Below are 24202 nucleotides of genomic sequence, written 5' to 3'. Positions count from 1 at the left end.
CAGTCGTAGGACTGCCTGGCTGGGGCGGGAGGGATCGAACCTCCGAATGGCGGAATCAAAATCCGCTGCCTTACCGCTTGGCTACGCCCCAACAGGCGGGAACACCGGAAGATCGACCGGCGCGGTCCCTCGCTTGCAACGCCGGTCTATAGAGGGAATCCGGCCAATTCAACAGGCTGGAAGCGCGAATTTGGTCCCGAAACCAGGCCCGGCAGCCAACACCTTATATACATTCGACGCCTTAACATCGTGGGCCATCCTCCTCCCACAGCCAATGGCCGCCTCCCCGGCGTCCGCCCCGGTGCGGCCCCGCGCCGCCTGATCGGAGAGTTGAGACAACTGCGGTTTCGTGGGAATACGGCAAGCCCCGTCCCCGCCAACATGAGATGCTGGTCATGACCTACCGCGCGCCGATCTCCGACATCCTGCTCGCGCTCAACCACGGCGCCGGCCTGCAGGCCGCCATCAAGGCCGGCCATTACGGCGATTTCGACGGCGACGTCACCGCCGCCGTGCTGGAAGAAGCCGGCAAGTTCGCCGCCGAGGTGCTGGCGCCGCTGAACCGGGTCGGCGACGCGCATGGCGTCAAGCTTGAGGCCAACCAGGTGACGACCGCGCCGGGCTGGCCCGACGCCTACCGGCGCTGGACCGCAGCGGGCTGGAACGCGGTTTCCGGGCCGGAGGCCTACGGCGGCCAGGGCCTGCCGCTGGCGGTCAACGCGGCCTGCACCGAAATCTGGAGCGCCTCGAACATAGCCTTCGGCCTCTGCCCGCTGCTGACGCTGTCGGCGATCGAGGCGCTCGACGCCCATGGCAGCGAGGACCTGAAGCGCATCTATCTGGAAAAACTCGTCTCGGGCGAATGGACCGGCACCATGCAGCTGACCGAGCCGCAGGCCGGCTCCGACGTCGGCGCGCTGCGCACCCGCGCCGAGCGCGCGCCCGACGGCAGCTACCGCATCGCCGGCACCAAGATCTTCATCACTTATGGCGACCACGACATGACCGACAACATCGTGCATTTCGTGCTGGCCCGCCTGCCCGACGCGCCCGCGGGCACCAAGGGGATTTCGCTGTTCCTGATTCCGAAATTCCTCGTCAACGCCGACGGCTCGCTCGGCGCCCGCAACGACATCTTTCCGAGCGGGGTCGAGCACAAGCTCGGCATGCACGCCTCGCCTACCTGCACCATGACCATGGGCGACAAGGGCGGCGCGATCGGCTACCTGATCGGCGAGGAACACCGCGGCATGCTCTGCATGTTCACGATGATGAATCAGGCCCGCCTCGGCGTCGGCCTCGAAGGCGTCGGGATCGCCGACCGCGCCTATCAGCAGGCGCTGGCGTTCGCGCAGGAACGCAAGCAGGGCCGCGCCGTGGGCAACAAGGGCGACGGGCTCGACGCCATCATCGCCCACCCCGACGTCAAGCGCATGCTGCTGCAGATGCGCAGCCTGACCGCCGCCGCGCGCTCGATCTGTTACGCCACCGCGGTGGCGCTCGATATCTCGGCGCGCGCCGCCGACGCCAAGGTTCGCGCCGCGGCCGCCGCGCGCGGCGCGCTGCTGACGCCGGTTGCGAAAGCTTTCTCCACCGACATCGGCAACGAGGTGGCCTATCTCGGCGTTCAGGTCCATGGCGGCATGGGCTTCATCGAGGAGACCGGCGCCGCCCAGCATTGCCGCGATGCGCGCATCACTTCGATCTACGAGGGCACCAACGGCATCCAGTCGATCGACCTGGTGACGCGCAAACTCGCGGCCAATGGCGGCGCGGCAGTGTGGGCGCTGCTCGACGAACTGTCCGGCGTCGTCAAGCAGGTCGAAGCCTCCAACGATCCGGCCTTCGGCACCACCGGCCCGAAATTGCGCGATGCGCTCGGGGCGCTGGATCGCGCCAGCAAATGGCTGCTGGAGCGCGTGGCGTCCGCGCCGAACGACGCGCTCGCCGGCGCCACGCCCTATTTGCGCCTGTTCGGCGTCACGCTCGGCGGCTGCATGCTGGCCGGCGAAGCGCTCGCCGCCAAGGGCAACGGCGCGACCGGCGGCGACCCGCAGCGCTACGTGACGCTGGCGCGGTTCTTTGCCGAAAACATGTCCGTGCAGGCAGGCTCGCTGGAAAAAACGGTGACGGATGCGGCCGACGCGGTGACCGGCGCGGATGCGGTGCTGCTGGGGTGAACCACCGCAGCGGCCCCGGATTGTGTCCGGGAATATTGTACTTACCTGCAAGGTAAGTTTTGCTGCCTATGCAATAAGAGTTGTTTTCCGCCGACCCGAAAGAACCTTTCATTTTAGAACCATCGCGCATTTCCGGTCTTTGAACCGATGCGATCGAGTCTGGACCAATGAAATGGGGCATTCTCGAACTGTTACTTGGATCACACGCCGCCATCCGGCGCTGCCATTACTTTAGCGCAGGATTCCGGCCATGATGACCGGATCATGCGCGCTATCGGGACACATCGCTTGACGCAGAATTGCCAGAACTCGCCGACCGTTCGCAGGCTCGCGGCGATCATGTTTGCGGACATCGTCGGCTTCAGCCGCCTGATGGAACGCAACGAAGCATTGACGTTCTCACGATTGCGCCGGCTGCGCGAAGAGGTGAACCTTCTCAAGGTGGAGGAATATGGCGGCAGGGTCATTCGCACCACCGGCGACGGATTCCTGGCCGAGTTCGGCAGCGCCGTCGCCGCCGTGCAATGCGGTTTCGACATTCAGCGCACGGTCATGGAACTCGAGCAGGGACAACCCTTGTCCGAGCGTATTCGTTTCAGGATCGGGATCAACGTCGGCGACATTATCGTCGACGGCGACGACATCGCCGGCGACGGCGTCAATATCGCGGCTCGGCTGGAAGCGCTGGCCCCCGTCGACGGCATCTGCGTCTCCTCGGCGGTGCGCGAGCAAATTCGCGACGATTTCGGCTTCACCGACATGGGCGAGCAGAAACTCAAGAACATCGCCCGCCCGATCCGAACCTATGCCTGGAGGCCGGACGCCGCCATTACCATGCCGGCGCTGACGCCGGCGCCGGACAGGCCCGTCGCCAAGCCGGCGCGGTTATCGATCGTGGTGCTGCCGTTCACCAATGTCAGCGGCGACCCGGCCCAGGAGTATTTTTCCGACGGCATTACCGACGAGGTGACGGCACAGCTTTCCAAGATCAGAGGCAGCTATGTGATCGGCCGGGACACCGCGTTCCGCTACAAGGGCAAGGAGGTCGATATCCGGTCGCTGGGCGTGGAGCTCGGCGTGCGATACGTCCTCAAGGGGAGCGTCGAGCGTTTCGATCAGGGCATCGATACCACGGCGCAGCTGTGGGACGCCTTGGCGGGAACGGTGTTGTGGGCCGACACGATGGAGGTCGACAAGACCGCGGTCCGCAACATCAGGCGCGAAGTGGTCAACCGCCTGGCGATCGCGCTGAACCTCCAGCTGATCGAAGCCGAGGCCCGACATTCCGAGGGTTCCGAAAACCCCGACGCGACCGACCTCGTAATGCAGGCGCGCGCCGCCTACTACCGCGCCAACACGCTGGATGCGCTGCAGCAGGTGCGCGTCATGTTTGAAAAGGCGCTGTCGATCAACGGCGACGAACAGGCGGCGCTGGTGGGCCGCGCGGTGACCATGGTCGAGCAGGTATTCGGCTGGCCGAGCGACGCCAATGCCCGGCTGATCGACGAAGCGGACGCGCTGATGGCGAAGGCGATGCCGCTGGATCGACACAACGCCTATGCCCGCTTCGTCATGTCGCGGCTGCGCCAGATGCAGTGCCGGATCGAGGCGGCCTTGGCCGAGAACCAGATCGCGCTGGAGCTCGATCCGAACCTGGTCGAGGCCATCGCCTGGAACGGGAATCTGCAGTTCGCGAGCGGCCGACCAGAACTGGGAATCGAACCGCTGCGGCGGGCGCTGGCGCAATCGCCGCGGGATCGGATGCGATGGGTGTGGTGCCTGATGCTGGGCCTCAACTATTCCTTGATGGGACAGTACCACGACGCCATTATCTGGCTGGAGCGGTCGATCGCGATCAACCCCAGGCACTGGGCCAATCTGGCGTTCGCCGTGGTCGCCTACGCCAATGTCGGCGACCGCGCCAATGCGATGCGCGCCAGGGCACAATTCGACGAGGTCTATCGCGGCGAAATTATCGAACCTCGGTTCTATTCGCAGACGCCGGCCTTTCTCGAATTGCTCGACGCGCGGGTGATGCCGGCGTGGCGGCAGATGGAGCTGCCAGAGCCGGATTCGCCAACGTCGTTCCGACGGCTGGGAATGTCGCGGGCGGCGTCGGAACGATAACGAACGTCCGCGGCTCGCGATCGCGGCATGCGGCAGACTTCCTCACCCAATCGGCTTCAGCCCCGCCTCGATCGCGGCGCGGCGGGGCTCCAGGAACGGCGGCAGCGCCAGTTTCTCGCCGAGCGTTTCCATCGGCTCGTCGGTCGCAAAGCCCGGGCCATCGGTCGCGATCTCGAACAGGATGCCGTTGGGTTCGCGGAAATACAGGCTGCGGAAATAGAAGCGGTCGACCTCGCCGCTGTTGGGGACGCGCAGTTCGTTCAGGCGCTGCGTCCAGGCGTGGTATTGTTCGTCGTCCGGCGTGCGGAACGCGACGTGGTGCACGCCGCCGGCGCCTTGCCGCGCCACCGGCGAATCCCCGCCCTCGATCAGGTGCAACTCGGCGGCGGGACCGCTCTCTCCCCTTGCCTCGCCCATCGCAAACACCTGAACCGCCGCGCCTTCAGCAGCATAGTCGCGCACGCGGCGCATGTTCATGACCTCGGTCAGCACGAAGGCGGTGCGCGAAACCGCCTGCACCGTCAGCATGATCGGGCCGAGGCCGCGGATCTGGTGCTCGGCCGGCACCGGGCTGCGCTCCCATGGGAACGCCTCGCCCGCGCCGCCATCGTCGACCAGCATCAGGCGCTGGCCTTCGCCGTCCTCGAACAGCAGCGTCAGCCGGCCGTCGACCTCGGCGATTGCGCCGGTGACGCCGCCTGCCTTTCGCAGGCGATCCCGCCAATAGCCAAGGGTGTTTTCGCCCGCCACGCGCAGGCCGGTGCGCGAGATCGAATTGGTGCCGCGCCGCTCCGGCGCGGCCGGGAAATCGAAGAAGGTGAGATCGGTGCCGGGAGTTGCCTTTCCGTCGGCGTAGAACAGGTGGTAGGCGCTGACGTCATCCTGGTTGACGGTTTTCTTGACCAGCCGCATCCCGAGCAGGCCGGTGTAGAAGGAAACGTTCTCGCGCGGCCTCGCCGAGATCGCGGTCAGATGATGAATTCCACCCAGATGCATGGCGTTATCCCTGTCCTCGCTTCCATGAGAAAATTCGCCGAGGCCGCGCGGCCTCTTGCCGGATCATGTAGGATATGGCGGGATCATTGGCCAGCGGCGGCGGTGCCGCATGATATCCGGGGGACATCTGCATGACCGGGCACCTCATTGTGACCGACGACGACGCCACGCGCGTGATCACGCTGCGGCGGCCCGAGAAGAAGAACGCGATCACCCAGGACATGTACCGCGCCATGAGCGAGGCCATCGACAGCGCGCAGGACAACGCAGATATCCGCTGCCTTCTGATATCCGGCGGCGTGGGCGCCTTTACCGCCGGCAACGACCTCGATGATTTCCTGAAGGACGGCACCTCCAATTCAGGCGCACCGCGCGCCTCCGCCGCCGGAACATTTCTTCACTCGCTTGCCAACAACAGCAAGCCGATCGTCGGCGCCGTCGAAGGCGTCGCGATCGGCATCGGCACCACCCTGCTGTTTCACTGCGACCACGTGCTGGCTGGCGCGACCGCGACCTTCTCGACGCCCTTCATCCATCTCGGCCTGGTGCCGGAGGCCGCTTCCAGCCTGCTTGTGCCACGCGCCATCGGCCACCACCGCGCCTTCGCGCTCTTGGTGATGGGGCGCACCTTCTCAGCCGAGGACGCGCGCGCGGCCGGATTCGTCAACGCGGTCACGCCGCCCGGCCAGGCCGAGGCCGAGGCGCGCAAGGTGGCGCGCGAGATCTGCGCGCTGCCGGCCGAAGCGGTCGCGATCTCGCGCAAGCTGTTGAAGCCGCCGCCCGAGGAGATGACCCGCCGGATCGACCAGGAGAGCCATTTGTTCAGCGAACGGTTGCGCTCAGGCGAAGCGGTAGCCGCGTTCAAGGCGTTCTTTTCGCGGAAGAAGGGATAAGCCCACACTCACTCCACCGTCATTGCGAGCGCAGCGAAGCAATCCATTCTTTTTTTGCGCGGCCAGATGGATTGCTTCGCTGCGCTCGCAATGACGAAACCAGCGTGATCAGCGTCATGAGAACCCGGCTCACTCCTATCTTTACAGCGTTGACGATCCTCGCGGCGCTCGCCGCGCCGTCGCATGCGCAAACCGCCGCGCCGGTGGAACTGCGCCTGCTCGCGATCAACGATTTCCACGGCTACCTTCGTCCGCCGCCGGGCGGGATCGAAATCGCCGACCCCGCCGAGAAGACCAGGAAGATCACGGTCGAAGCCGGCGGCGCCGAGCACATGGCGACTCTGGTCGGCCAGCTGCGCGAAGGCCGCAGGAACACCGTCTTCGTCGCCGCCGGCGACCTGATCGGCGCCAGCCCGTTTCTGTCGGCGATGTTCCATGACGAGCCCACCATCGAGGCGCTGTCGAAGATGGGCCTGGATATCTCCGCGGTCGGCAACCACGAGTTCGACGAGGGCAAGGACGAATTGCTGCGGATGCAGCACGGCGGCTGCCACCCCGTGGACAATTGCCTGGGGCCGCACCCCTTCACCGGCGCGAAATTTCGCTATCTCGCGGCCAGCACCTTCGACAGGCGCACCGGCAAAACGGTATTCCCGGCCTATGAAATCAGGGGGTTCGACGGCATTCCCGTGGCCTTCATCGGCCTGACCCTGAAGGGTACGCCGGGGCTGGTTTCGCCGGTCGGCGTGGCCGACCTCGAATTCCGCGACGAGGCCGAGACCGTCAACGCGCTGATCCCCGAACTGAGGGCGCGCGGCGTCGAGGCCATCGTGGTGCTGATCCATGAAGGCGGCCTGCCGACGGGCGACCTCAACGATTGCCCCGGCATATCCGGCCCGATCGTTGACATCGTCGGGAAGTTCGACAAGGCGATCGACGTCGTGGTCACCGGCCACACCCATCGGGCCTATGTCTGCGAGATCGACGGGCGGCTCGTCACCTCCGGCGACAAGTACGGCACCCTGGTCACCGCGATCGACCTCAGGCTCGATCCGGTGACCCGCGACGTCGTCAACGCCAGCGCCGACAACACCATCGTCCGCACCACGCTGGCGAAGAGCGAAGAACAGAGCGCGCTGATCGAATCCTACGACCGGCTGGCCGCGCCGATCGCCAACCGCCCGGCGGGCGCGGTGAAGGAGACGCTGTCGCGCATGCCCAACCCTGCCGGCGAGAGCTCGCTCGGCGGCATCATCGCCGACGCGCAACTTGCTGCAACCCGCGCCAGCGCCAACGGCGGCGCCGACATCGCGTTCACCAACCCCGGCGGCGTCCGCGCCGACATCGCGCAACGGGGCGACGGTTCAGTGACCTATGCCGACCTGTTCGCCAGCCAGCCGTTCCGCAACCAGCTGGTGACGCTGACGCTGACCGGAAAGCAGATCAAGGACATGCTCGAACAGCAATGGCGCGATCCGAAGCGGCCGCGGATCCTGCAAGTCTCGAACGGATTCAGCTACGCCTGGGACGCCACGCGGCCGGACGGCGCGCGCATCCTTGCCGAGCGCATGTCGCTGAACGGAAAACCGCTCGATCCCGCCGCGAGCTACCGCGTCACCGTCAACAATTTCCTGTCCGTCGGCGGCGACGGCTTCACGGTCCTGACCCAGGGCACGGCGCCGCAAACCGGCGTCTACGACATCGACGCGCTGCAGGCCTACTTCCAGGCCAACAGCCCGGTCGGCCCGACCGCGCTCGATCGCATCGTCAGGATAAACTGATGCGAACCGGTTTCCCCTCGGCTCGAAAACGCTTTAGGATCGGCCGTTCCCGCTACGCGCATCGAATGCGCCTGGGTTAATTCTGCATGACGCTGCTTCTCACCCATTCCGCCTGTCTCGACCATCTGACCCCGCCGGGGCATCCGGAACGTCCGGACCGGCTGCGCGCGGTGGCCGAGGTCCTGGGGGAAGAGCGCTTCAGGCCGCTGGTGCGCGGCGAAACGCCGGAAGGCGATCTGGATACCGTCGCGCTGTGTCATGGCGAACATTATATCGGCGAACTACGGCACATCGCCCCCACCAGCGGCATGATCTACATCGATGGCGACACCTCGATGTCGCCGGGCACCTGGGAGGCGGTGATGCGCGGCGTCGGCGGCGCGGTGGCGGCAACCGACGCGGTGATGTCCGGCGCCCATCCCAACGCCTTCGTCGCGGTGCGCCCGCCCGGCCATCATGCCGAGGTCTCCAAGCCGATGGGCTTCTGCTTCTTCGACAATGTCGCGATCGCGGCGCGGCACGCCCAGCGCAAATACGGCATCGGTCGTGCGGCGATCGTCGATTTCGACGTCCATCACGGCAACGGCACGCAGGACATCTTTTGGTCCGACCCGACCGTGATGTACTGCTCGACGCACCAGATGCCGCTGTTTCCAGGCACCGGCGCCAGCGGCGAGCGCGGCGAGCACGACACCATCGTCAACGCACCGCTGGCTTCCGAGGACGGCAGCGCGAGGTTTCGCGCCGCGTTCGAAAACCTGATCCTGCCGCAATTGCGGAAATTCAGCCCGGAACTGCTGATCATCTCCGCCGGCTTCGACGCGCACTACCGCGATCCGCTGGCCTCGCTCAACGTCAAGGCGGAGGATTTCGGCTGGGTCACGCGCAGGCTGATGGACGTGGCGGAAGCCAGCGCCGGCGGGCGGGTGGTGTCGGTGCTGGAGGGTGGCTACGACCTGCAGGGGTTGAAGGAGTCGGTCGCCGCCCACGTCACCACCTTGATGCAGACCTGAAGGCTGCCGCGAGAGCCAGCCAGCGCCGCCCCCGCCGGTTCCAAACACGTCAGAACTGCCGCTAATCCGTTGTCTTGACGAGGTTTCCTGGCATTAATTCTTTGCGCGAGACAGTTCCTACGCGGCGCGAAAACGCTATAGTCCGATTCTGCGCCGGGAAATTCCAAGGGGCGCATCCGGGAATGCAATATGGCCGAAAACACCCAAGCCGACGTCAGGAAGCTCTCGTTCGAGCGCGCGATCGAGGAGCTCGAGTCGATCGTGAAACGGCTCGAGGACGGCAAGGTGCCGCTGGAGGAATCGGTCGCGATCTACGAGCGCGGCGAGGCGCTGAAGCGGCGCTGCGACGAACTGCTGCGGCAGGCCGAGGCCCGCGTCGACAAGATCACGACCGACGCCAGCGGCAAGGTTACGGGAACCGAGCCGCTCGACGTTCAGTAGTCCTGACGTCAAAAGGCCTGAATTCGCCAGTCCGAATCCCTTCGAGTTAATTCTTGGCGCCCCGCGCAACCTGTTATAGTCCGCCGCTAATCGGGAACAGTTCGTGCGCGTCCAGCACCGTCATGTCATCTATGTCCAGGGGTACGATCCGCGCGGGCTGGCGCAGTACTACCGCATGTTCCGGACCGAGTTGCGCAAGTTCGGCCGGCTTTACCAGCTCCAGGCCACGATCAGCCGGCCGAAGGTCGTCTCCGATGACGAGATCGCGTCCTGGACCATCGACACCAGGGCCGAGGGTTGGCAGACGCGCACGTCTTACGACTTCCTGCGCTTTGAGGATTTCATCCAGCAGGATCTGGCCTCTCCGGTTTGGCGCACGGTTTTTAGCGCGGTGTGGATCTACTGGCGACTCCTGTTCTCCGGCACCGTCGCGCGGTTCGGCAAGGCGAACTGGCGGTTTGCGACCTTCATCACCTACCCGCAACTGATGCTGCTGCTCGAGGCGGCCGGCGCCGCGGGCATCGCCTTTGTGTTCGAGAAAGGGCTGAACGCCATCGGGATTCCCGACCTCGTCAGTATCCCGGCCGCCGTTGCGATCTTCGTTGCGCTGCTGGGCGCGGCACTGAAATACACCGAGCGGGCCACCTATGTGCTCTATCTGCTGTGCGACACGATCTGGACCTGGGAGTTCGCGCACCGCGCGCGTCCGGAATGGGACCAGCGCATCGACCGCTTCGCCCGGCACCTGATCGACGTCGTCAGCACCACCGACGCCGATGAAATCGTCATTGTCGGCCACAGTTCCGGATCGTTCCTCGGCGTCGAGATGCTGGCGCGGGCGCTCAAGCTCGATCCCGAGCTCGGCCGGCGCGGACCGCGGATCGCGCTGCTGACGCTCGGCGGAAACTTCCCGATTGTCGGTTTCCACGCCGTGTCACACGCCTTCCGCGACCATCTGCGGAAACTCGCGGTAGAACCATCGATCGACTGGATCGACTGCCAGGCGCGCAAGGACGTGATGAACTTCTACCAGTTCGATCCGGTCGCCGGTCACGGAATCGACGCCGGGGCGGCCCGGCGCAATCCGACCATCGTTCCCGTCCGCTTTCGCGACATCGTCAGGCCGGAGCACTACGCGAAGTTCCGCTGGCAGTTCTTCCGCGTGCATTTCCAATTCGTGATGGCCAACGACCAGCCCAACGCCTACGATTTCTTCATGATCGTCTGCGGGCCGATCCCGCTTGCCGCGCGCATGGCCGCGCCGGAGGCCGCGCTGGCGATCGCGACCGGCGACCCGACCGCCCGCGAACGGGCCTGGAACAGCATCGGAACCACCAATGCCCAAGCCATCCGCCCTGCCGATGCCGGCAAGGTCGGACCCTCCGCCCGTCGTCGCGGTTGAAAAATCGTGATTTTCGGCCATATCGCGAAAAACCCGGCTTGCGCGCCGGGTTGGCTTTGGCGGCCCGTTTGGTGTAAAGTTGGCGGTTCTACGGGCTGAGGAGAGCTGTTTGCCGCGGATTTCGACGGTAGCAAGCTAAAGCCGCCGCTGAAAAAACGAAGCTTAAGAAACTGAACGGGAAGGGTTGAAGCTACCGACGTGATGCATGTCACATGGTTCGATCCGAAGTGCATCTAGGCTTTCGGATCAGATACCGCCCTGCAGAGGTAGCGCCCGGCATCTGATTTCACCGCGCGGTTAACGCGTACCCCATCTCGCGTCGGGTTGTTCGCCCCGACCTGTAAAATTGGAACATCGCTGTGACCACCTTTAGCAAGACGCCCCTTCTCGACACCATTCGCACCCCCGACGACCTTCGCAAGCTCAACATCGAGCAGGTGCGGCAGGTGGCTGACGAGTTGCGCCAGGAAACCATCGACGCCGTTTCGGTGACCGGCGGCCATTTTGGCGCGGGGCTCGGCGTCGTCGAGCTGACCACCGCGATCCATTACATCTTCGACACCCCCCGCGACCGGCTGATCTGGGACGTCGGCCACCAGGCCTACCCGCACAAGATCCTGACCGGACGCCGCGACCGCATCCGCACGCTGCGCACCGGCGGCGGCCTGTCCGGCTTCACCAAGCGCGCCGAGAGCGACTACGACCCGTTCGGCGCCGCGCACTCCTCGACTTCGATTTCGGCCGGCCTCGGCATGGCCGTGGCGCGCGACCTTTCCGGCGGCAAGAACAACGTCATCGCCGTGATCGGCGACGGCGCAATGTCCGCCGGCATGGCCTATGAGGCCATGAACAATGCGGGCGCGATGAACTCGCGCCTGATCGTGATCCTCAACGACAACGACATGTCGATCGCCCCGCCGGTCGGCGCGATGAGCGCCTATCTGTCCCGCCTCTACTCCGGCAAGACCTACCGCTCGCTACGCGAGGCGGCCAAGCAGATCAACAAGCGGCTGCCGAAGATCATCGCCAACCGCGCCAACCGCGTCGAAGAATATTCCCGCGGCTTCATGATGGACGGCGGCACGCTGTTCGAGGAACTCGGCTTCTATTATGTCGGCCCGATCGACGGCCACAACCTCGACCATCTGCTGCCGGTTCTGAAGAACGTCCGCGACATGGAGACCGGCCCGATCCTGGTCCACGTCGTGACGCAGAAAGGCAAGGGCTACGGACCGGCGGAGGCCGCCGCGGACAAATACCACGCGGTCGTCAAGTTCGACATCGCCACCGGCGCGCAGGCCAAGGCAAAACCGAATGCGCCGGCGTACCAGAATGTGTTCGGCCAGAGCCTGGTCAAGGAAGCCCAGAAGGACGACAAGATCGTCGCCATCACCGCGGCGATGCCCTCGGGCACCGGGGTCGATATCTTCAACAAGGCCTTCCCCGCCCGCACCTTCGACGTCGGCATCGCCGAGCAGCACGCCGTGACCTTCGCCGCCGGCCTCGCCACCGAGGGCTACAAGCCGTTCTGCGCGATCTACTCGACCTTCCTGCAGCGCGGCTATGACCAGGTGGTCCACGACGTTGCGATCCAGAGCCTGCCGGTCCGTTTCGCGATCGACCGCGCCGGCTTGGTCGGCGCCGACGGCGCGACCCATGCCGGTTCGTTCGACAACGCCTATCTCGGCTGCCTGCCGAATTTCGTCATCATGGCGGCGTCCGACGAGGCCGAACTGGTGCACATGGTCGCCACCCAGGTCGCGATCAACGACCGCCCTAGCGCGGTGCGCTATCCGCGCGGCGAGGGCCGCGGCGTCGAAATGCCCGAAGTCGGCATCCCGCTCGAAATCGGCAAGGGCCGCGTCGTCCGCCAGGGCAACAAGATCGCCCTGCTCTCGTTCGGCACCCGAATGGCCGAGTGCGAAAAGGCCGCCGACGAACTCGCCGCCCACGGCCTCTCCACCACCATCGCCGACGCACGCTTCATGAAGCCGCTGGATGTCGATCTGGTGCTGAAGCTGGCGCGCGACCATGAAGTCCTGCTCACCATCGAGGAAGGGTCGATCGGCGGGTTCGGCTCGCACGTGATGCAGACGCTGTCCGACCACGGCATGCTCGACGGCGGCCTGCGGATGCGGGCGATGATCCTGCCCGACGAGTTCATCGACCACGATTCGCCGGCCGCGATGTATGCCTATGCCGGGCTCGACGCCAAGGGTATCGTCGCCAAGGTGTTCGACGCCCTCGGCAAGGATTACAAGACCGAAACGGTCAAGCTCGCCTGAGGGTCAGATCCTGTTTCGTCGCCCGGCGGTGGATCGCGCCGTCGGCGCACATCGGACTGACATTGGCTGACAAGCAAGACGACCGGACTTCTCCCCGCAAGCGCGCCGACGTGCTGCTGGTCGAGCGCGGCCTGTTCGAAAGCCGCGCCCGCGCCCGCGCCGCCATTGAGGCCGGCGGCGTGGTGGCCGACGGCAAGCCGGTACTGAAGGCATCGGCAACCATTGCCGTCGACGCAGAATTATCCGCCCAGCCCGCGCACCCCTGGGTCTCGCGCGGCGGCGTCAAGCTCGCCGGTGCGCTTGAAAAATACGGGGTAGAGATCGAGGACCATGTCTGCCTCGATGTCGGCGCATCGACCGGCGGCTTTACCGAGGTGTTGCTGGCGAACGGGGCCAGCCTCGTCTTTGCCATCGATGTCGGCCGCGGCCAGTTGCATCCCTCTTTGCGGGGTCACCCCAGGATCGTGTCGATGGAAGAGACGGATATTCGCGCCTTCGAGGGCCGGCGCCTGCCGGCCCGGCCCGATGTCGTTGTCATCGACGTCAGCTTTATTTCGCTGAAGGCGGTGCTGCCGGCGGCGCTGGCGCTGGCGGCCGCTCCAATGCACCTGCTGGCGCTGATCAAGCCGCAGTTCGAGGCTGCGCGAAAGCATTCGAGGAACGGCATCATCCGCGACGCGGCGGTGCATCGCGACGTCTGCGACGACATCACCGCCTTCGCCGCCTCGCTCGGATGCACCGACATCGCCGTGTTTCCGTCCCCGATCACCGGCGGCGACGGCAACATCGAATTCTTCATGGGTGCGCGCCGTGGCTGACACCGAGACTCTCGTGATCGACCATGTCGGCCATCACGGCGACGGCGTTGCCATGTCAGACGCCGGCAATATCTATGTCCCCTACGCCCTCGCCGGCGAAACCGTCGAGGTCGGCCCGGTGCCCGGCCACCATCCCGACCGCCGCCGGCTGATCAGGATCCATACCGCAAGCCCGGCGCGGATCGCGCCGTTCTGTGCGCACTTCGGCCTCTGCGGCGGCTGCGCGATCCAGCATTGGGATGCCGAACCCTATCGCGCATGGAAGCGCGCGATCGTGATCACGACGCTGGCGCAGGCGGGTATCGACTGCGCGGTGGCGCCGCTGGTCGATGCCCACGGCCTCGGCCGTCGCCGTATCACCTTGCACGGGCGGATGGGGACCCATGACGTGCTCAAGGTTGGATTTTCGGCGGCCCACTCGCACGACATCGTGCCGATCGATCGCTGCCCGGTTCTGGACCCGCATTTGAGCGGCGCCATCGAGGCGGCCTGGGCCGTCGCCGAACCGCTGATCGCGATGGGAAGGCCGCTCGATATCCAGATCACGGCCACCAACAGCGGGCTCGACATCGACGTGCGCGGCTCCGGCCCGTTGTCGACAGGCTTGATCGCGAAGCTGTCGCGGATCGCCGAACACCACCGGCTGGCGCGGCTGACGCGTCACGGTGAACTGGTACTGATGCGAACGCCGCCTACGGTCTCGATCGGCAAAGCCGAGGTCGCGCTGCCGCCGGGATCGTTCCTGCAGGCGACGGCCGAAGGCGAAGCGACGCTGGCGGCGCTGGTGTCCGGCCATTGCAGCCGCGCCAAACATATCGCCGACCTCTTTTGCGGCGTCGGCCCGTTCGCGCTCAGGCTGGCGGCGAAGGCACGGATCGCCGCCTTCGACAACGATGCCGGCGCGGTGGCGGCGCTACAGAAGGCCGCGACAACGACGCCTGGACTGAAGCCGGTCAAGGCCGAAGCGCGCGACCTGTTTCGCCGCCCCCTGATGCCGCAGGAATTGCGCGACTACGATACGGTGGTGTTCGACCCGCCGCGTCAGGGCGCGCAGGCGCAAGCGATGCAACTTGCGGCCAGCAAGGTGCCGACGGTGGTGGCGGTATCGTGCAATGTCGCGACATTTGCGCGCGACGCCAAGATCCTGATCGATGGCGGCTACCGGATAGGTAGCGTCACGCCGGTCGACCAGTTCCGCCATACCCCGCATGTGGAGCTGGTGGCGCGGTTCGCACGGTAGTATCTCGCAGGGTGGGAAAAGGCGCGCTTGCGCCGTGCCCACCATGTCCTGTCACAATCGAAATTGGTGGGCACGCTACGCTTTGCCTACCCCTACGCAGCTACGAAGACGAGTAACTCAACTTACCTGCCCCAGCGGTCCTGCCAGATCTTCTCGCCGATCATGCAATTGACGGGCCGCCGCTCCCTGGCCGCGGCCGGTACCACCGGCCGTTCCGGCACGCGGCCGGCGATCTCCAGCAAGAGCTTGGTGCGGATCGCTTCCCTGAACTTGTCGCGCTCCTTGATCGTGATGACGAAAGAGCCGGGACCTCCAATGACGCATTCCTCATAATAGATATCGAGATTGTCGATATCCATGGTGGAGTAGGACGGCTCCTTCACCATGATCGGCAGGCCATTGATGATGACGCCCTTCTCCACCGCCGCGTCACGGGCGACGACGACAGGAACACCGTTGTTGTTGGGGCCGTCGCCGGAAATGTCGATCACCCGCCGCAGGCCCCGATGCGGGTTCTCGTCGAGGAGAGCCATGGCGAAATTGATGGCGCCTGATATCGAGGTGCGCGACGCCCGGCGGATCGGCGTCTTCATGATTTCGTTGGCGACGGCGTCGGCGGTTTCCGGGCCGTCGATCAGCCGCCAGGGGATGATGATCTTCTGGTCGCTGGACGCCGCCCATTCAAAATAGATCACCGAGATTCTGCCGTTCGGGCCGCTCTTCAGCGCTTGCAGAAACTCCTTGGAGATAATGGCCTGCGCGTAGCCCTCACGCTGCAGCGCAAGTTCGTCGATATCCATCGAATAGGAGACGTCGACGGCAAGGACGAGTTCGACATCGACGGAGGGATTGGCTTCCTTTTCGGCGAGGAGACGGCCTTGCGGGCTCGTCGGGTTGTCCGGCCGGTTCTTTGGGTTTGGCGCGGCGATACCCGCGACGTCGCCACCGGCGAGTACGCCCGCTATCAGCACGGCCCCGATCGAGACATACCAGCGCATCGCTGCCTCCCGTCGAATGACGCGATGGTGACATGCAAAGCGGCGAACGCAAAGCGCCGATATCATTTATCCTTCACTTTCGGGTTAGCGCGCAGCCACGGCGAAATCCTGCGCCGAACTGAAAGTCCCGGCAACCGCCCGGTTTCAGGACCGGCCCGAACCCTGTAAACTGATCGGCGCAGCCGTCAGCCCTTGGTGATCCGACCGGGGCCCGACGGCTTTCGGGCCGCCGCGCCACTGATTGCGGCCCACGTCGGAATTCGTTCGCTTCGGGAACCGGCATGATTGACATTGTCGCCAAGCCAAAGACAAAGGTCAGGACCAAGACCGAACGGCCGCGCCTGCACAAGGTCATCCTCGTCAATGACGACTACACGCCGCGGGAGTTCGTGGTCACGGTGCTGAAGGCGGAGTTCCGCATGACCGAGGATCAGGCCCACAAGGTCATGATCACGGCGCACCGGCGCGGCGTCTGCGTGGTCGCCGTGTTTACCAAGGACGTCGCCGAGACCAAGGCGACCCGCGCCACCGACGCCGGCCGCGCCAAGGGCTATCCGCTGCTGTTCACGACCGAACCGGAAGAATGACCTCTCGGACGGGCTACGGGCCCGCTATGCCGCCGGCGTCTCGTCCGCCAGCCCGTAGACGCGCGCCGCCTTCGCAAAGCCTGCGATGGGAAACTCGCCGAGATCGTCCCAGCCGGCGCCGCTGACGCTGGCAAACCCCTCGGAGGCCACGACGGTGCGCTGCAGGTGGCCGGCGATCTTTTCCAGTCGTGCGGCGAGATTCACCGCAGGTCCGATGCAGGTGAAATCGAGCCGGTTACCGCCGCCGATATTGCCGTACAGAATCCTCCCGACATGCAGGGCGACGCCGAAGCGAAAACGTTCGAGAGTATCGCCGATCGGATATTGCATCTCGGCGACGCCGGCGCGGGATTCACGGGCGGCATCGAGCGCATGCATACAGACCTGCTGGTCGTCGCCGACATACTCGTCGATCGGAAACACCGCGAGCAGCCCGTCACCCATGTATTTCAGGACTTCGCCGCCATGCGTGCGGATCGCGGCCACTTGGCAGTCGAAATAGTGGTTCAGGACGTCGACCACCGTCTCTGCCGGAACGCGGTCGGACAGGGAAGTAAAGCCGCGCAGGTCGGACAGCCAGATCGCCGCATTCATCGTCTCGGTATGGCCGCGCCGGATCTGGCCGCCGAGAATTCGAGCACCGGCGCGATTGCCGACATAGGTGTCGAGCAGGCTCGCCGCGGTGCGGGTCAGGCTGAAGATTTCGATCACCCGCGCCAGCGGCGTCACGATTTTCCGCAGCGCCACCAGTTGCTCCTCGGTAAATCCGCCCGGCTGCGTGGTGGCCCAGCTCGATGCGTTGACCGTGCCGTTGAGAAAGGACACCGGCAGCGCGACATAGTCCGTGACGCCCTCGGCAGCCAGTTCATCAACGATCGGGAAGCGTCGACTCTTCGGATCGTCAACGCGCGCCCGAACCTCGACTCCCTGCTGGAACACGATGATCAGCGGACTGGTAAGAAAATCCGGCGATTCCAGAATCTGGAAATCGACAGTGCCGACTTCGACCTCGGCGCCCGGCCGCCAGATGAAGTTGCGGCCATAGATGTCGGGATGCAGGGTGCGAACGAAGACACCGGCACGCCAGAGCGGCAGTCCCGCGGCGACCATCCGTTCGCAGGCTTCCGCCATCATCCCGGTCGGGCTGGCCGCGGACCGGGCGCCGTCGATCAGCCAGTCAGCAAGTTCCTGCAACGCGGATACGTTCATCGCAGCGACATTTGCCTTGCAATGCCATACACCGTCAAGGCGGCCGATCGCTGCAGACCGGCGACAGCCGGCGTGACCCGGCGCCCGGGCTGAGCTAGCTTCCCGGCAGAAACCACGGGGAAGCGTCCATGTACGACACCATCATCGTTGGCGGCGGCTCGGCGGGCTCGGTCATGGCCCACAGGCTCTCCGCCAGAAGCGTCAACAAGGTCCTGCTCTGCGAGGCGGGCCAGGACACTCCGCCCGGCAACGAACCCTCGGAGATTCGCGACAGCTATTCGGGACTGGCCTATTTCGATCCGCGCTTCCACTGGACCGAACTCAAGGTCACGACCCAGATCGTGAGCCACAACAACCCCGAAGAGAACCGCCCGCCGTTGCGCAAGTACGAGCAGGCGCGCGTGCTGGGCGGCGGCTCCTCCATCAACGGCCAGATGGCCAACCGCGGCGCGCCGACCGATTACGCCGAGTGGGAGGCGCGCGGCGCCGCCGGCTGGAACTGGAAAGATGTGCTGCCGTACTTCAGGAAGGTCGAGCGCGACCTTGATTTCGACGGCCCGTTCCACGGCAAGGACGGCCGCATCCCGGTCCGCCGCATCCCGCGCCAGCATTGGACTGGGCACGCGGAAGCGATGGCCGAGGCCTGCAAGCTCGCCGGCTACCCGTTTCTGCCCGACCAGAACGGCGAGTTCGTCGACGGCTACTTCCCGGTGACGCACTCCAACCAGGACGAGCAGCGCGTCTCAGCCGCGATGGGCTATCTCGATCGCGAGACTCGCAAGCGCGCCAACCTGACCATCTCGACCGATACGCAGGTCAAGGAGCTGCTGTTCGAGGGCACGCGCTGCATCGGCATCAAGGCGCTGGTCGAGGGCCGCGAACAGGAATTCCGCGGCCGCGAAATCATCCTCTCCTGCGGCGCGATCCATTCGCCAGCGCACCTCTTGCGCGCCGGCATCGGACCGGTCGGGCATCTCAAGGAAATGGGCATTCCGGTCGTGATGGGGCTTGCCGGCGTCGGCCAACGGCTGATGGATCACCCCTCGATCGCGTTGTCGTCCTATGTCCGCCGCGGCGCGCGCATGAACGCGCACACCAGGCGCCACATCCAGATGGGGCTGCGCTACTCCTCGGGGCTCGCAGGCACTCCGGCGGGCGACATGTTCGTCGCAGTCCTGAGCAAATCGGCCTGGCACGCGGTCGGCGAGCAGATCGGTTCGCTGCTGACCTTCGTCAACAAGACCTATTCGGAGACCGGCCAGGTCAAGCTCGCCTCGCGCAATCCGCTGGCAGAGCCGATCGTCGAGTTCAACCTGCTGTCCGACCGCCGCGACCTCGACCGCCTGATGAGCGGTTTTCGCAAGATGGCGGCGATGCAGATGAGCGCGCCGCTGCAGGCGGTGACCGACAAGCCGTTCCCGGCCTCCTACTCCGACCGCGTGCGCAAGATCGGCGTGGTCAACACCAAGAACAAGGTGCTGACAGCCATTGCCGCCGCGCTGATGAACGGGCCGGCGGCGCTGCGCCACGCCATGATCGACAACTTCATCGTCGAAGGGTTCACCTTCGAACAGGTGATGGGCGACGACGAGGCGCTGGAAGCCTTCGTGCGCAAGGCCACGATCGGCGTCTGGCACGCCTCCTGCTCGTGCCGGATGGGCCGCGACGACGATCCGATGGCGGTGGTGGACACCCAGGGCCGCGTCAAGGGCGTGCAGGGCCTGCGCGTGGTCGACGCCTCAATCTTCCCGGTGGTGCCGTGCGCCAACACCAATTTTCCGACGCTGATGGCGGCGGAGAAGATCGCGGATGCGATGCAGTGAGAATGGCCGGGATTGCCGCGGCCGGCCTTGACCGGCCATGCTGAAAAAACGGATGGTGGGGGCGGCTAATGCTCACCAATAGCGCCGGCAAAGCGGGGCGCCGCCGAAGTCCCCCTAGGGGGTTGAATTTCGCGGCGAAATGATATACTATATCGATATCATATATCGGAGAACCCCATGCGGACACTGGTTGACCTCGGCGACAGCCAGATTCAAGCACTGGACGAGCTGTCCAAGAAGGAGAAGCGATCTCGCGCGTCCCTGATCCGTCAGGCGATCGATGACTATCTCGGAAAGCGGCGCGACAGCCAGGCAGGCGATGCGTTCGGCCTGTGGGGCAAACGCAAGATGGACGGCTTGGCCTATCAGGAAAAAGTTCGTGGCGAATGGTGAGAGCGCTGTTCGACACCAACATTCTCGTCGATTACCTCAATGCCGTTCCCCAGGCGCGCACCGAACTCCGACGCTACGCGGACAAGGCCGTCAGTATCATCACATGGATGGAGGTGATGGTCGGCGCTACGGAGGATGTCCAGGATAGGACGCGCACTTTTCTGAGCACTTTCGATGTCATCGCGCTCGACGAGGCCATCGCAGAGCGTGCGGTCGGCCTGCGCCGCAGCCATCACATAAAATTGCCCGACGCAATTATCTGGGCGACCGCGCAGGTACACGCGATGCTTCTGGTCACGCGGAATACCAAGGATTTCGCAGCCGGAGATCCCGGCGTCCGCATGCCCTACCGACTCTAAGCGCCGCCTCCCACCTGCCCGCGGTGCCTGAGGAAGTGATCCGCCAGCACGCAGGCCATCATCGCCTCGCCGACCGGCACCGCGCGGATGCCGACGCAGGGATCGTGGCGGCCCTTGGTCGCGATGTCGGTGTCGGCGCCGGAGCGATCGACGGTCTGGCGCGGCGACAGGATCGACGAGGTCGGCTTCACCGCAAAACGCACCACCACCGGCTGGCCGGTGGAGATGCCGCCGAGAACGCCGCCGGCAAGGTTGGACAGAAACCGCGTGCCGGTGTTGCTGCTGCGCATCTCGTCGGCGTTTTCCTCGCCGGAAAGTTCGGCGGCGGCAAAGCCGGCGCCGATCTCGACGCCCTTCACCGCGTTGATGCTCATCATCGCGGCCGCCAGCTCGCCGTCGAGCTTGGCGTAGATCGGCGCCCCGAGCCCCGGCGGAACGCCCTCGGCGGTCACCTCGATGACCGCGCCGATCGAGGAGCCGCTCTTGCGGATGCCGTCGAGATACTGCTCGAAGAACGCAGCCTTGTCCCGGTCCGGGCAGAAGAACGGGTTGCGCGCGATCTCGTCCCAATCCCATTTGGCGCGATCGACCTTGTGCGGACCCATCTGCACCAGCGCGCCGCGCACCTTCACCTCGGGGAGAATCTTGCGCGCGATCGCGCCGGCGGCGACACGGGTCGCGGTCTCGCGCGCCGACGAACGCCCGCCGCCGCGATAGTCGCGCAGGCCGTATTTGGCTTCATAGGTGAAGTCGGCATGGCCGGGACGAAACTTGTCCTTGATCTCGGAATAGTCTTTCGAGCGCTGGTCGGTGTTCTCGATCAGGAGCGCGATCGGCGTGCCCGTCGTCACCTGCACGCCGGTTTCGGGATGCGCCATCACGCCGGACAGGATCTTGACCGCGTCCGCCTCCTGGCGCTGGGTGGTGAAGCGCGATTGTCCAGGGCGGCGGCGGTCGAGGTCGCGCTGGATGTCCGCATCAGTGAGCGGGATCAGCGGCGGGCAGCCATCGACCACGCAGCCGATCGCAACCCCGTGGCTTTCGCCGAAGGTCGTGACCCGGAACAGATGGCCGAAGGTGTTGAAGGACATGGGCGCTGTTTGCTCGCTAAAGCTTGAGGCAGTTGTGACTTGTCGTAACGCCGGGGAGCACGGCGGTCAAACCATCCGCCCGTCATTCCGGGATGGTCCGAAGGACCAGACCCGGAATCTCGAGATTCCGGGTTCGATGCTATCGCATCGCCCCGGAATGACAGGCGTCAAACAACCCCCTTAACTATGTTTGCGCACGCCCCTATCCCTGAACACATACACCGCGCCCTGCTCGATCAGGAGATCGGCGGCGCTGGCCGGCGTCTCGATGCCGAGCGCCACCATCAGCGCCCGCGCCGTGCCGCCATGGGCCACCGCGACCGTGTCCACGCGTAGCGAATCGTACCAGTCGCGCATCCGCAATTCGACTTCCGCGTAGGTCTCGCCGCCCTCCGGCGCCATCGTCCATTTCGACGTCAGCCGCCGCGCGAACAGGACCGGATCGGCCGCCTGCATTTCGGCCAGCGTCGAGCCTTCCCAGACGCCGTAGCCGATCTCGCGCAGGCGGACATCCAGCGCATACTGGTCCCGCGGCAGTTTCAACGCAGCGCGCACCAACTCCATCGTCGTCCGCGCCCGCTGCAGCGGGCTTGCGACGAACGGCAGCGCCGATCTGTCATGACCGTCCCGTGCCAGCAGTTCGGCCAGAATGCCGCCGGCATCGGCCGCCTGCCGGCGGCCGAGATCGTTGAGCGGAACGTCCTGCGTGCCCTGCAGCCTGCCTGCTGCATTCCAGGAGGTCTCGCCATGGCGGATGTAGTAAATCACGGGCGCGGGCATCGGGCTTTCCGGCTATTCCTTGCTGGGCGAATCGGAGCGCCGGGTGCCGGGTGCGTCCGGGCGCCTGATGGCGACCACGGTGCGGCGCGTCCAATCGAGCTTCAATATATCGGAAATGGAGGTACACCAGCCCTCCGGCGCGGTCGAGGCCGGTCATCAGCTGGAATTAACGCTGTTTTCGATGCGGTTAAGGGCTGGAATAGATACGCCGATCGGGTGTTATGCTGGGTAAGGCGTTCACGCCTGACAACCCGTGCGATCAGGTGTCAATGACCGCGTTTCGCCAAAGTGTCGAAGCCATGATTCCGGCGCTGCGACGTTATGCGCGTGCGCTCGCGCGCGACGCCGACATCGCCGATGATCTGGTGCAGGACACGTTGGTGCGCGCCTTGCGTTCGGAACGACTGTTTCTCGGCGGTGACGTCAGGAGCTGGCTGTATACGATCCTGACCAACCTGAACAAGAACCGGCGGCGATCGCTGGCGCGGCGGCCGCAGTTCATGCCGCTGCTCGACAATAACCCCGACGCCAGCGGGACCGAAGCGGAAGGCCGCGACATCGCCCGCGCGCTTTCGACGCTGGTGGAAGAACAGCGCGCGGTGCTGCTGCTCGTGATGCTGGAGGGATTGAGCTACCGCGAGGTAGCCGACATTCAGGGCGTCCCGATCGGCACCGTGATGTCCCGGCTGGCGCGGGCCCGGGCGCACGTCAAGGCCGAAATCGAGGGCGAGCGCGCGACGCTGCGGCGGGTGAAATGAAAACGATTGCGGCAAGCGCGCGAGTTGCAAGCGCAGGAATCGACAAATCAGGATGAGACAGAGACGACGACCATGACCGATCGAAAAATTCCCGTCACCGAGGACGAACTGCACGCCTACGTCGACAGCGAGTTGCCGGCGGAACGCCGCGGCGACGTCGAGGCCTGGCTCGCAGCCCATCCCGAGGATGCCGCGCGGGTGCGGTCGTGGCGCACGATGGCGGAGGCGCTGCACGCGCGCTACGGTTCGGTCGCCGATGAAACGGTGCCACGGCGGCTAGAGATCGAACGGCTGGTGCGAATGCCACGCAAGTGGGTATACGGCGCCATCGCGGCCACGCTGGCGGCTTTCGTCTTCGGCGGCGGGATCGGCTGGATGGCGCGCGGCGCGGCCGCCGCGCCCTCGGCATTCCAGAGCTTCACCGCTGATGCGCTGGATGCGCACCGGCTCTATGTGGTCGAGGTGCGCCACCCGGTCGAAGTGCCCGGCAGCGAACGCGCGCATCTCCAGCAGTGGTTGACCAAGCGCTGCGGTTGGGAAGTCCGAGCGCCCGAACTGGCGGCGGCCGGCCTCAAGCTGGTTGGCGGACGGTTGTTGCCGGGACCCACAGGACCGGCATCCTTCCTGATGTATGAGAGCGCCTCGGGCGAGCGTTTCACGATCTACTCCGCCAAATCGGAAACCGCGGCAACGCAGATGCTGTACGCGGCGCAGGGCAAGGAGGAGGCGCTGTTCTGGGCCGATAACGGTGTTGCCTATGTGGTGAGCGGCGGCGCCGACCGCGGGCGGCTGACACAAATCGGGCAGGCGATCTACGATCAGATGGAGAAAACCGGCGGCTAAGCCGCTTGTCCCAATTCTGACATCGAAAATCTGGAATCAAAACACCAGCGCGTCTCAGAAAAGCACTGGGTGATCACGCGAAAATGAGTAGCGTTCGATCCGCCGATCGGCGCAAGCGGCCTCGATCGGGGTTATGTACCGCGCTGGTCCCCCTTTCGAGGCCGCCCCTTTTTCCAAGGAACCGT

21 protein-coding genes and 1 tRNA gene are annotated in these 24202 nt (G+C 65.3%); 16 read left to right on the top strand and 6 right to left on the bottom strand.

The window, feature by feature from the left end; genetic code table 11:
- Positions 1–16: 16 nt before the first annotated feature.
- A tRNA-Gln gene (locus tag Q0D31_RS12365) sits at positions 17–91 on the bottom strand.
- Positions 92–395: 304 nt separating this feature from the next.
- Here Q0D31_RS12365 and Q0D31_RS12360 point away from each other — a divergent pair.
- On the top strand, positions 396–2180 hold the full coding sequence (locus Q0D31_RS12360; protein WP_291850643.1) for an acyl-CoA dehydrogenase: 1785 nt from the start codon (positions 396–398) through the stop codon (positions 2178–2180).
- A gap of 288 nt (positions 2181–2468) precedes the next feature.
- Positions 2469–4307, top strand: coding sequence for an adenylate/guanylate cyclase domain-containing protein (locus tag Q0D31_RS12355; protein WP_291850641.1), 1839 nt, complete (start codon positions 2469–2471; stop codon positions 4305–4307).
- 42 nt (positions 4308–4349) lie between these two features.
- Here Q0D31_RS12355 and Q0D31_RS12350 read toward each other — a convergent pair whose 3' ends face one another.
- Positions 4350–5303, bottom strand: a complete 954-nt coding sequence (locus Q0D31_RS12350; protein ID WP_291850637.1) for a ring-cleaving dioxygenase — start codon at positions 5301–5303, stop codon at positions 4350–4352.
- A 131-nt stretch (positions 5304–5434) separates the two neighbouring features.
- On the opposite strand from Q0D31_RS12350, the gene Q0D31_RS12345 reads away from it, so the two are divergent.
- From Q0D31_RS12345 to Q0D31_RS12310, 8 genes are all read left to right on the top strand, one after another.
- On the top strand, positions 5435–6196 hold the full coding sequence (locus Q0D31_RS12345; protein ID WP_291850634.1) for an enoyl-CoA hydratase-related protein: 762 nt from the start codon (positions 5435–5437) through the stop codon (positions 6194–6196).
- A gap of 116 nt (positions 6197–6312) precedes the next feature.
- Positions 6313–7977, top strand: coding sequence for a bifunctional metallophosphatase/5'-nucleotidase (locus tag Q0D31_RS12340; protein WP_291850632.1), 1665 nt, complete (start codon positions 6313–6315; stop codon positions 7975–7977).
- Between the two features lie 86 nt (positions 7978–8063).
- On the top strand, positions 8064–8990 hold the full coding sequence (locus Q0D31_RS12335) for a histone deacetylase family protein (RefSeq protein WP_291850629.1): 927 nt from the start codon (positions 8064–8066) through the stop codon (positions 8988–8990).
- A 189-nt stretch (positions 8991–9179) separates the two neighbouring features.
- Positions 9180–9431 (top strand): exodeoxyribonuclease VII small subunit, encoded by a 252-nt coding sequence (locus Q0D31_RS12330; RefSeq protein ID WP_291850625.1) that lies wholly within the window; start codon positions 9180–9182, stop codon positions 9429–9431.
- A 103-nt stretch (positions 9432–9534) separates the two neighbouring features.
- Positions 9535–10833, top strand: coding sequence for a hypothetical protein (locus Q0D31_RS12325; RefSeq protein WP_291850622.1), 1299 nt, complete (start codon positions 9535–9537; stop codon positions 10831–10833).
- Positions 10834–11192: 359 nt separating this feature from the next.
- Positions 11193–13118, top strand: a complete 1926-nt coding sequence (dxs, locus tag Q0D31_RS12320) for a 1-deoxy-D-xylulose-5-phosphate synthase (RefSeq protein ID WP_291850619.1) — start codon at positions 11193–11195, stop codon at positions 13116–13118.
- Positions 13119–13180: 62 nt separating this feature from the next.
- On the top strand, positions 13181–13936 hold the full coding sequence (locus Q0D31_RS12315) for a TlyA family RNA methyltransferase (protein WP_291850616.1): 756 nt from the start codon (positions 13181–13183) through the stop codon (positions 13934–13936).
- A 52-nt stretch (positions 13937–13988) separates the two neighbouring features.
- The gene (locus Q0D31_RS12310) at positions 13989–15176 is read left to right on the top strand and encodes a methyltransferase (RefSeq protein WP_291850674.1); all 1188 of its coding nucleotides are present in this window, start codon (positions 13989–13991) and stop codon (positions 15174–15176) included.
- A gap of 122 nt (positions 15177–15298) precedes the next feature.
- Here the strand turns inward: Q0D31_RS12310 and Q0D31_RS12305 are convergent, their stop codons facing one another.
- The gene (locus Q0D31_RS12305; RefSeq protein ID WP_291850613.1) at positions 15299–16174 is read right to left on the bottom strand and encodes a DUF1194 domain-containing protein; all 876 of its coding nucleotides are present in this window, start codon (positions 16172–16174) and stop codon (positions 15299–15301) included.
- Between the two features lie 281 nt (positions 16175–16455).
- On the opposite strand from Q0D31_RS12305, the gene clpS reads away from it, so the two are divergent.
- Positions 16456–16761: an ATP-dependent Clp protease adapter ClpS gene (gene clpS, locus Q0D31_RS12300; protein WP_291850610.1), complete on the top strand. Its 306-nt coding sequence runs from the start codon at positions 16456–16458 to the stop codon at positions 16759–16761.
- Positions 16762–16785: 24 nt separating this feature from the next.
- Here clpS and Q0D31_RS12295 read toward each other — a convergent pair whose 3' ends face one another.
- Complete coding sequence (locus Q0D31_RS12295; protein WP_291850607.1) at positions 16786–17970, bottom strand: adenylate/guanylate cyclase domain-containing protein; 1185 nt, start codon at positions 17968–17970, stop codon at positions 16786–16788.
- A gap of 128 nt (positions 17971–18098) precedes the next feature.
- Here Q0D31_RS12295 and Q0D31_RS12290 point away from each other — a divergent pair, with 128 nt between their 5' ends.
- The 3 genes from Q0D31_RS12290 (at position 18099) to Q0D31_RS12280 (ending at position 20545) form a co-directional block, all read left to right on the top strand.
- Positions 18099–19793 (top strand): GMC oxidoreductase, encoded by a 1695-nt coding sequence (locus Q0D31_RS12290; protein WP_291850604.1) that lies wholly within the window; start codon positions 18099–18101, stop codon positions 19791–19793.
- A gap of 177 nt (positions 19794–19970) precedes the next feature.
- Complete coding sequence (locus Q0D31_RS12285; RefSeq protein WP_291850601.1) at positions 19971–20186, top strand: CopG family transcriptional regulator; 216 nt, start codon at positions 19971–19973, stop codon at positions 20184–20186.
- Entirely contained in the window at positions 20180–20545 is a 366-nt protein-coding gene (locus Q0D31_RS12280) for a type II toxin-antitoxin system VapC family toxin (RefSeq protein WP_291850598.1), read from the top strand. The genes Q0D31_RS12285 and Q0D31_RS12280 overlap by 7 nt, the downstream gene beginning before the upstream one ends.
- On the opposite strand, the gene aroC is transcribed toward Q0D31_RS12280, so the two are convergent.
- Positions 20542–21636 carry a chorismate synthase gene (gene aroC / locus Q0D31_RS12275; RefSeq protein WP_291850594.1) on the bottom strand — a complete coding sequence of 365 codons (1095 nt, stop codon included), beginning with the start codon at positions 21634–21636 and terminating at the stop codon, positions 20542–20544. The genes Q0D31_RS12280 and aroC overlap by 4 nt on opposite strands.
- Positions 21637–21816: 180 nt before the next feature.
- Positions 21817–22416 carry a histidine phosphatase family protein gene (locus tag Q0D31_RS12270; RefSeq protein ID WP_291850591.1) on the bottom strand — a complete coding sequence of 200 codons (600 nt, stop codon included), beginning with the start codon at positions 22414–22416 and terminating at the stop codon, positions 21817–21819.
- Positions 22417–22685: 269 nt separating this feature from the next.
- Here Q0D31_RS12270 and Q0D31_RS12265 point away from each other — a divergent pair, with 269 nt between their 5' ends.
- Positions 22686–23174: an RNA polymerase sigma factor gene (locus tag Q0D31_RS12265; RefSeq protein ID WP_291850588.1), complete on the top strand. Its 489-nt coding sequence runs from the start codon at positions 22686–22688 to the stop codon at positions 23172–23174.
- Between the two features lie 72 nt (positions 23175–23246).
- Complete coding sequence (locus tag Q0D31_RS12260) at positions 23247–24017, top strand: anti-sigma factor (protein ID WP_291850584.1); 771 nt, start codon at positions 23247–23249, stop codon at positions 24015–24017.
- The last annotated feature ends 185 nt before the right edge of the window (positions 24018–24202 follow it).

The organism is Bradyrhizobium sp., from assembly GCF_022844465.1.
Taxonomy (GTDB): Bacteria; Pseudomonadota; Alphaproteobacteria; order Rhizobiales; family Xanthobacteraceae; genus Bradyrhizobium.
This window is presented reverse-complemented; position numbering and strand designations above follow the sequence as displayed.

Excerpts from the sequence above, each read along its gene's own strand:
- Q0D31_RS12285 (WP_291850601.1), top strand. The coding sequence starts at position 19,971 with ATGCGGACACTGGTTGACCTCGGCGACAGCCAGATTCAAGCACTGGAC.
- Q0D31_RS12280 (WP_291850598.1), top strand. The coding sequence starts at position 20,180 with ATGGTGAGAGCGCTGTTCGACACCAACATTCTCGTCGATTACCTCAAT.
- clpS (WP_291850610.1), top strand. The coding sequence starts at position 16,456 with ATGATTGACATTGTCGCCAAGCCAAAGACAAAGGTCAGGACCAAGACC.
- Q0D31_RS12305 (WP_291850613.1), bottom strand. The coding sequence starts at position 16,174 with ATGCGCTGGTATGTCTCGATCGGGGCCGTGCTGATAGCGGGCGTACTC.
- Q0D31_RS12340 (WP_291850632.1), top strand. The coding sequence starts at position 6,313 with ATGAGAACCCGGCTCACTCCTATCTTTACAGCGTTGACGATCCTCGCG.
- Q0D31_RS12350 (WP_291850637.1), bottom strand. The coding sequence starts at position 5,303 with ATGCATCTGGGTGGAATTCATCATCTGACCGCGATCTCGGCGAGGCCG.
- Q0D31_RS12330 (WP_291850625.1), top strand. The coding sequence starts at position 9,180 with ATGGCCGAAAACACCCAAGCCGACGTCAGGAAGCTCTCGTTCGAGCGC.
- Q0D31_RS12270 (WP_291850591.1), bottom strand. The coding sequence starts at position 22,416 with ATGCCCGCGCCCGTGATTTACTACATCCGCCATGGCGAGACCTCCTGG.
- Q0D31_RS12335 (WP_291850629.1), top strand. The coding sequence starts at position 8,064 with ATGACGCTGCTTCTCACCCATTCCGCCTGTCTCGACCATCTGACCCCG.
- Q0D31_RS12345 (WP_291850634.1), top strand. The coding sequence starts at position 5,435 with ATGACCGGGCACCTCATTGTGACCGACGACGACGCCACGCGCGTGATC.
- Q0D31_RS12265 (WP_291850588.1), top strand. The coding sequence starts at position 22,686 with ATGACCGCGTTTCGCCAAAGTGTCGAAGCCATGATTCCGGCGCTGCGA.
- Q0D31_RS12360 (WP_291850643.1), top strand. The coding sequence starts at position 396 with ATGACCTACCGCGCGCCGATCTCCGACATCCTGCTCGCGCTCAACCAC.
- Q0D31_RS12290 (WP_291850604.1), top strand. The coding sequence starts at position 18,099 with ATGTACGACACCATCATCGTTGGCGGCGGCTCGGCGGGCTCGGTCATG.
- aroC (WP_291850594.1), bottom strand. The coding sequence starts at position 21,636 with ATGTCCTTCAACACCTTCGGCCATCTGTTCCGGGTCACGACCTTCGGC.
- Q0D31_RS12295 (WP_291850607.1), bottom strand. The coding sequence starts at position 17,970 with ATGAACGTATCCGCGTTGCAGGAACTTGCTGACTGGCTGATCGACGGC.
- Q0D31_RS12310 (WP_291850674.1), top strand. The coding sequence starts at position 13,989 with ATGTCAGACGCCGGCAATATCTATGTCCCCTACGCCCTCGCCGGCGAA.
- Q0D31_RS12260 (WP_291850584.1), top strand. The coding sequence starts at position 23,247 with ATGACCGATCGAAAAATTCCCGTCACCGAGGACGAACTGCACGCCTAC.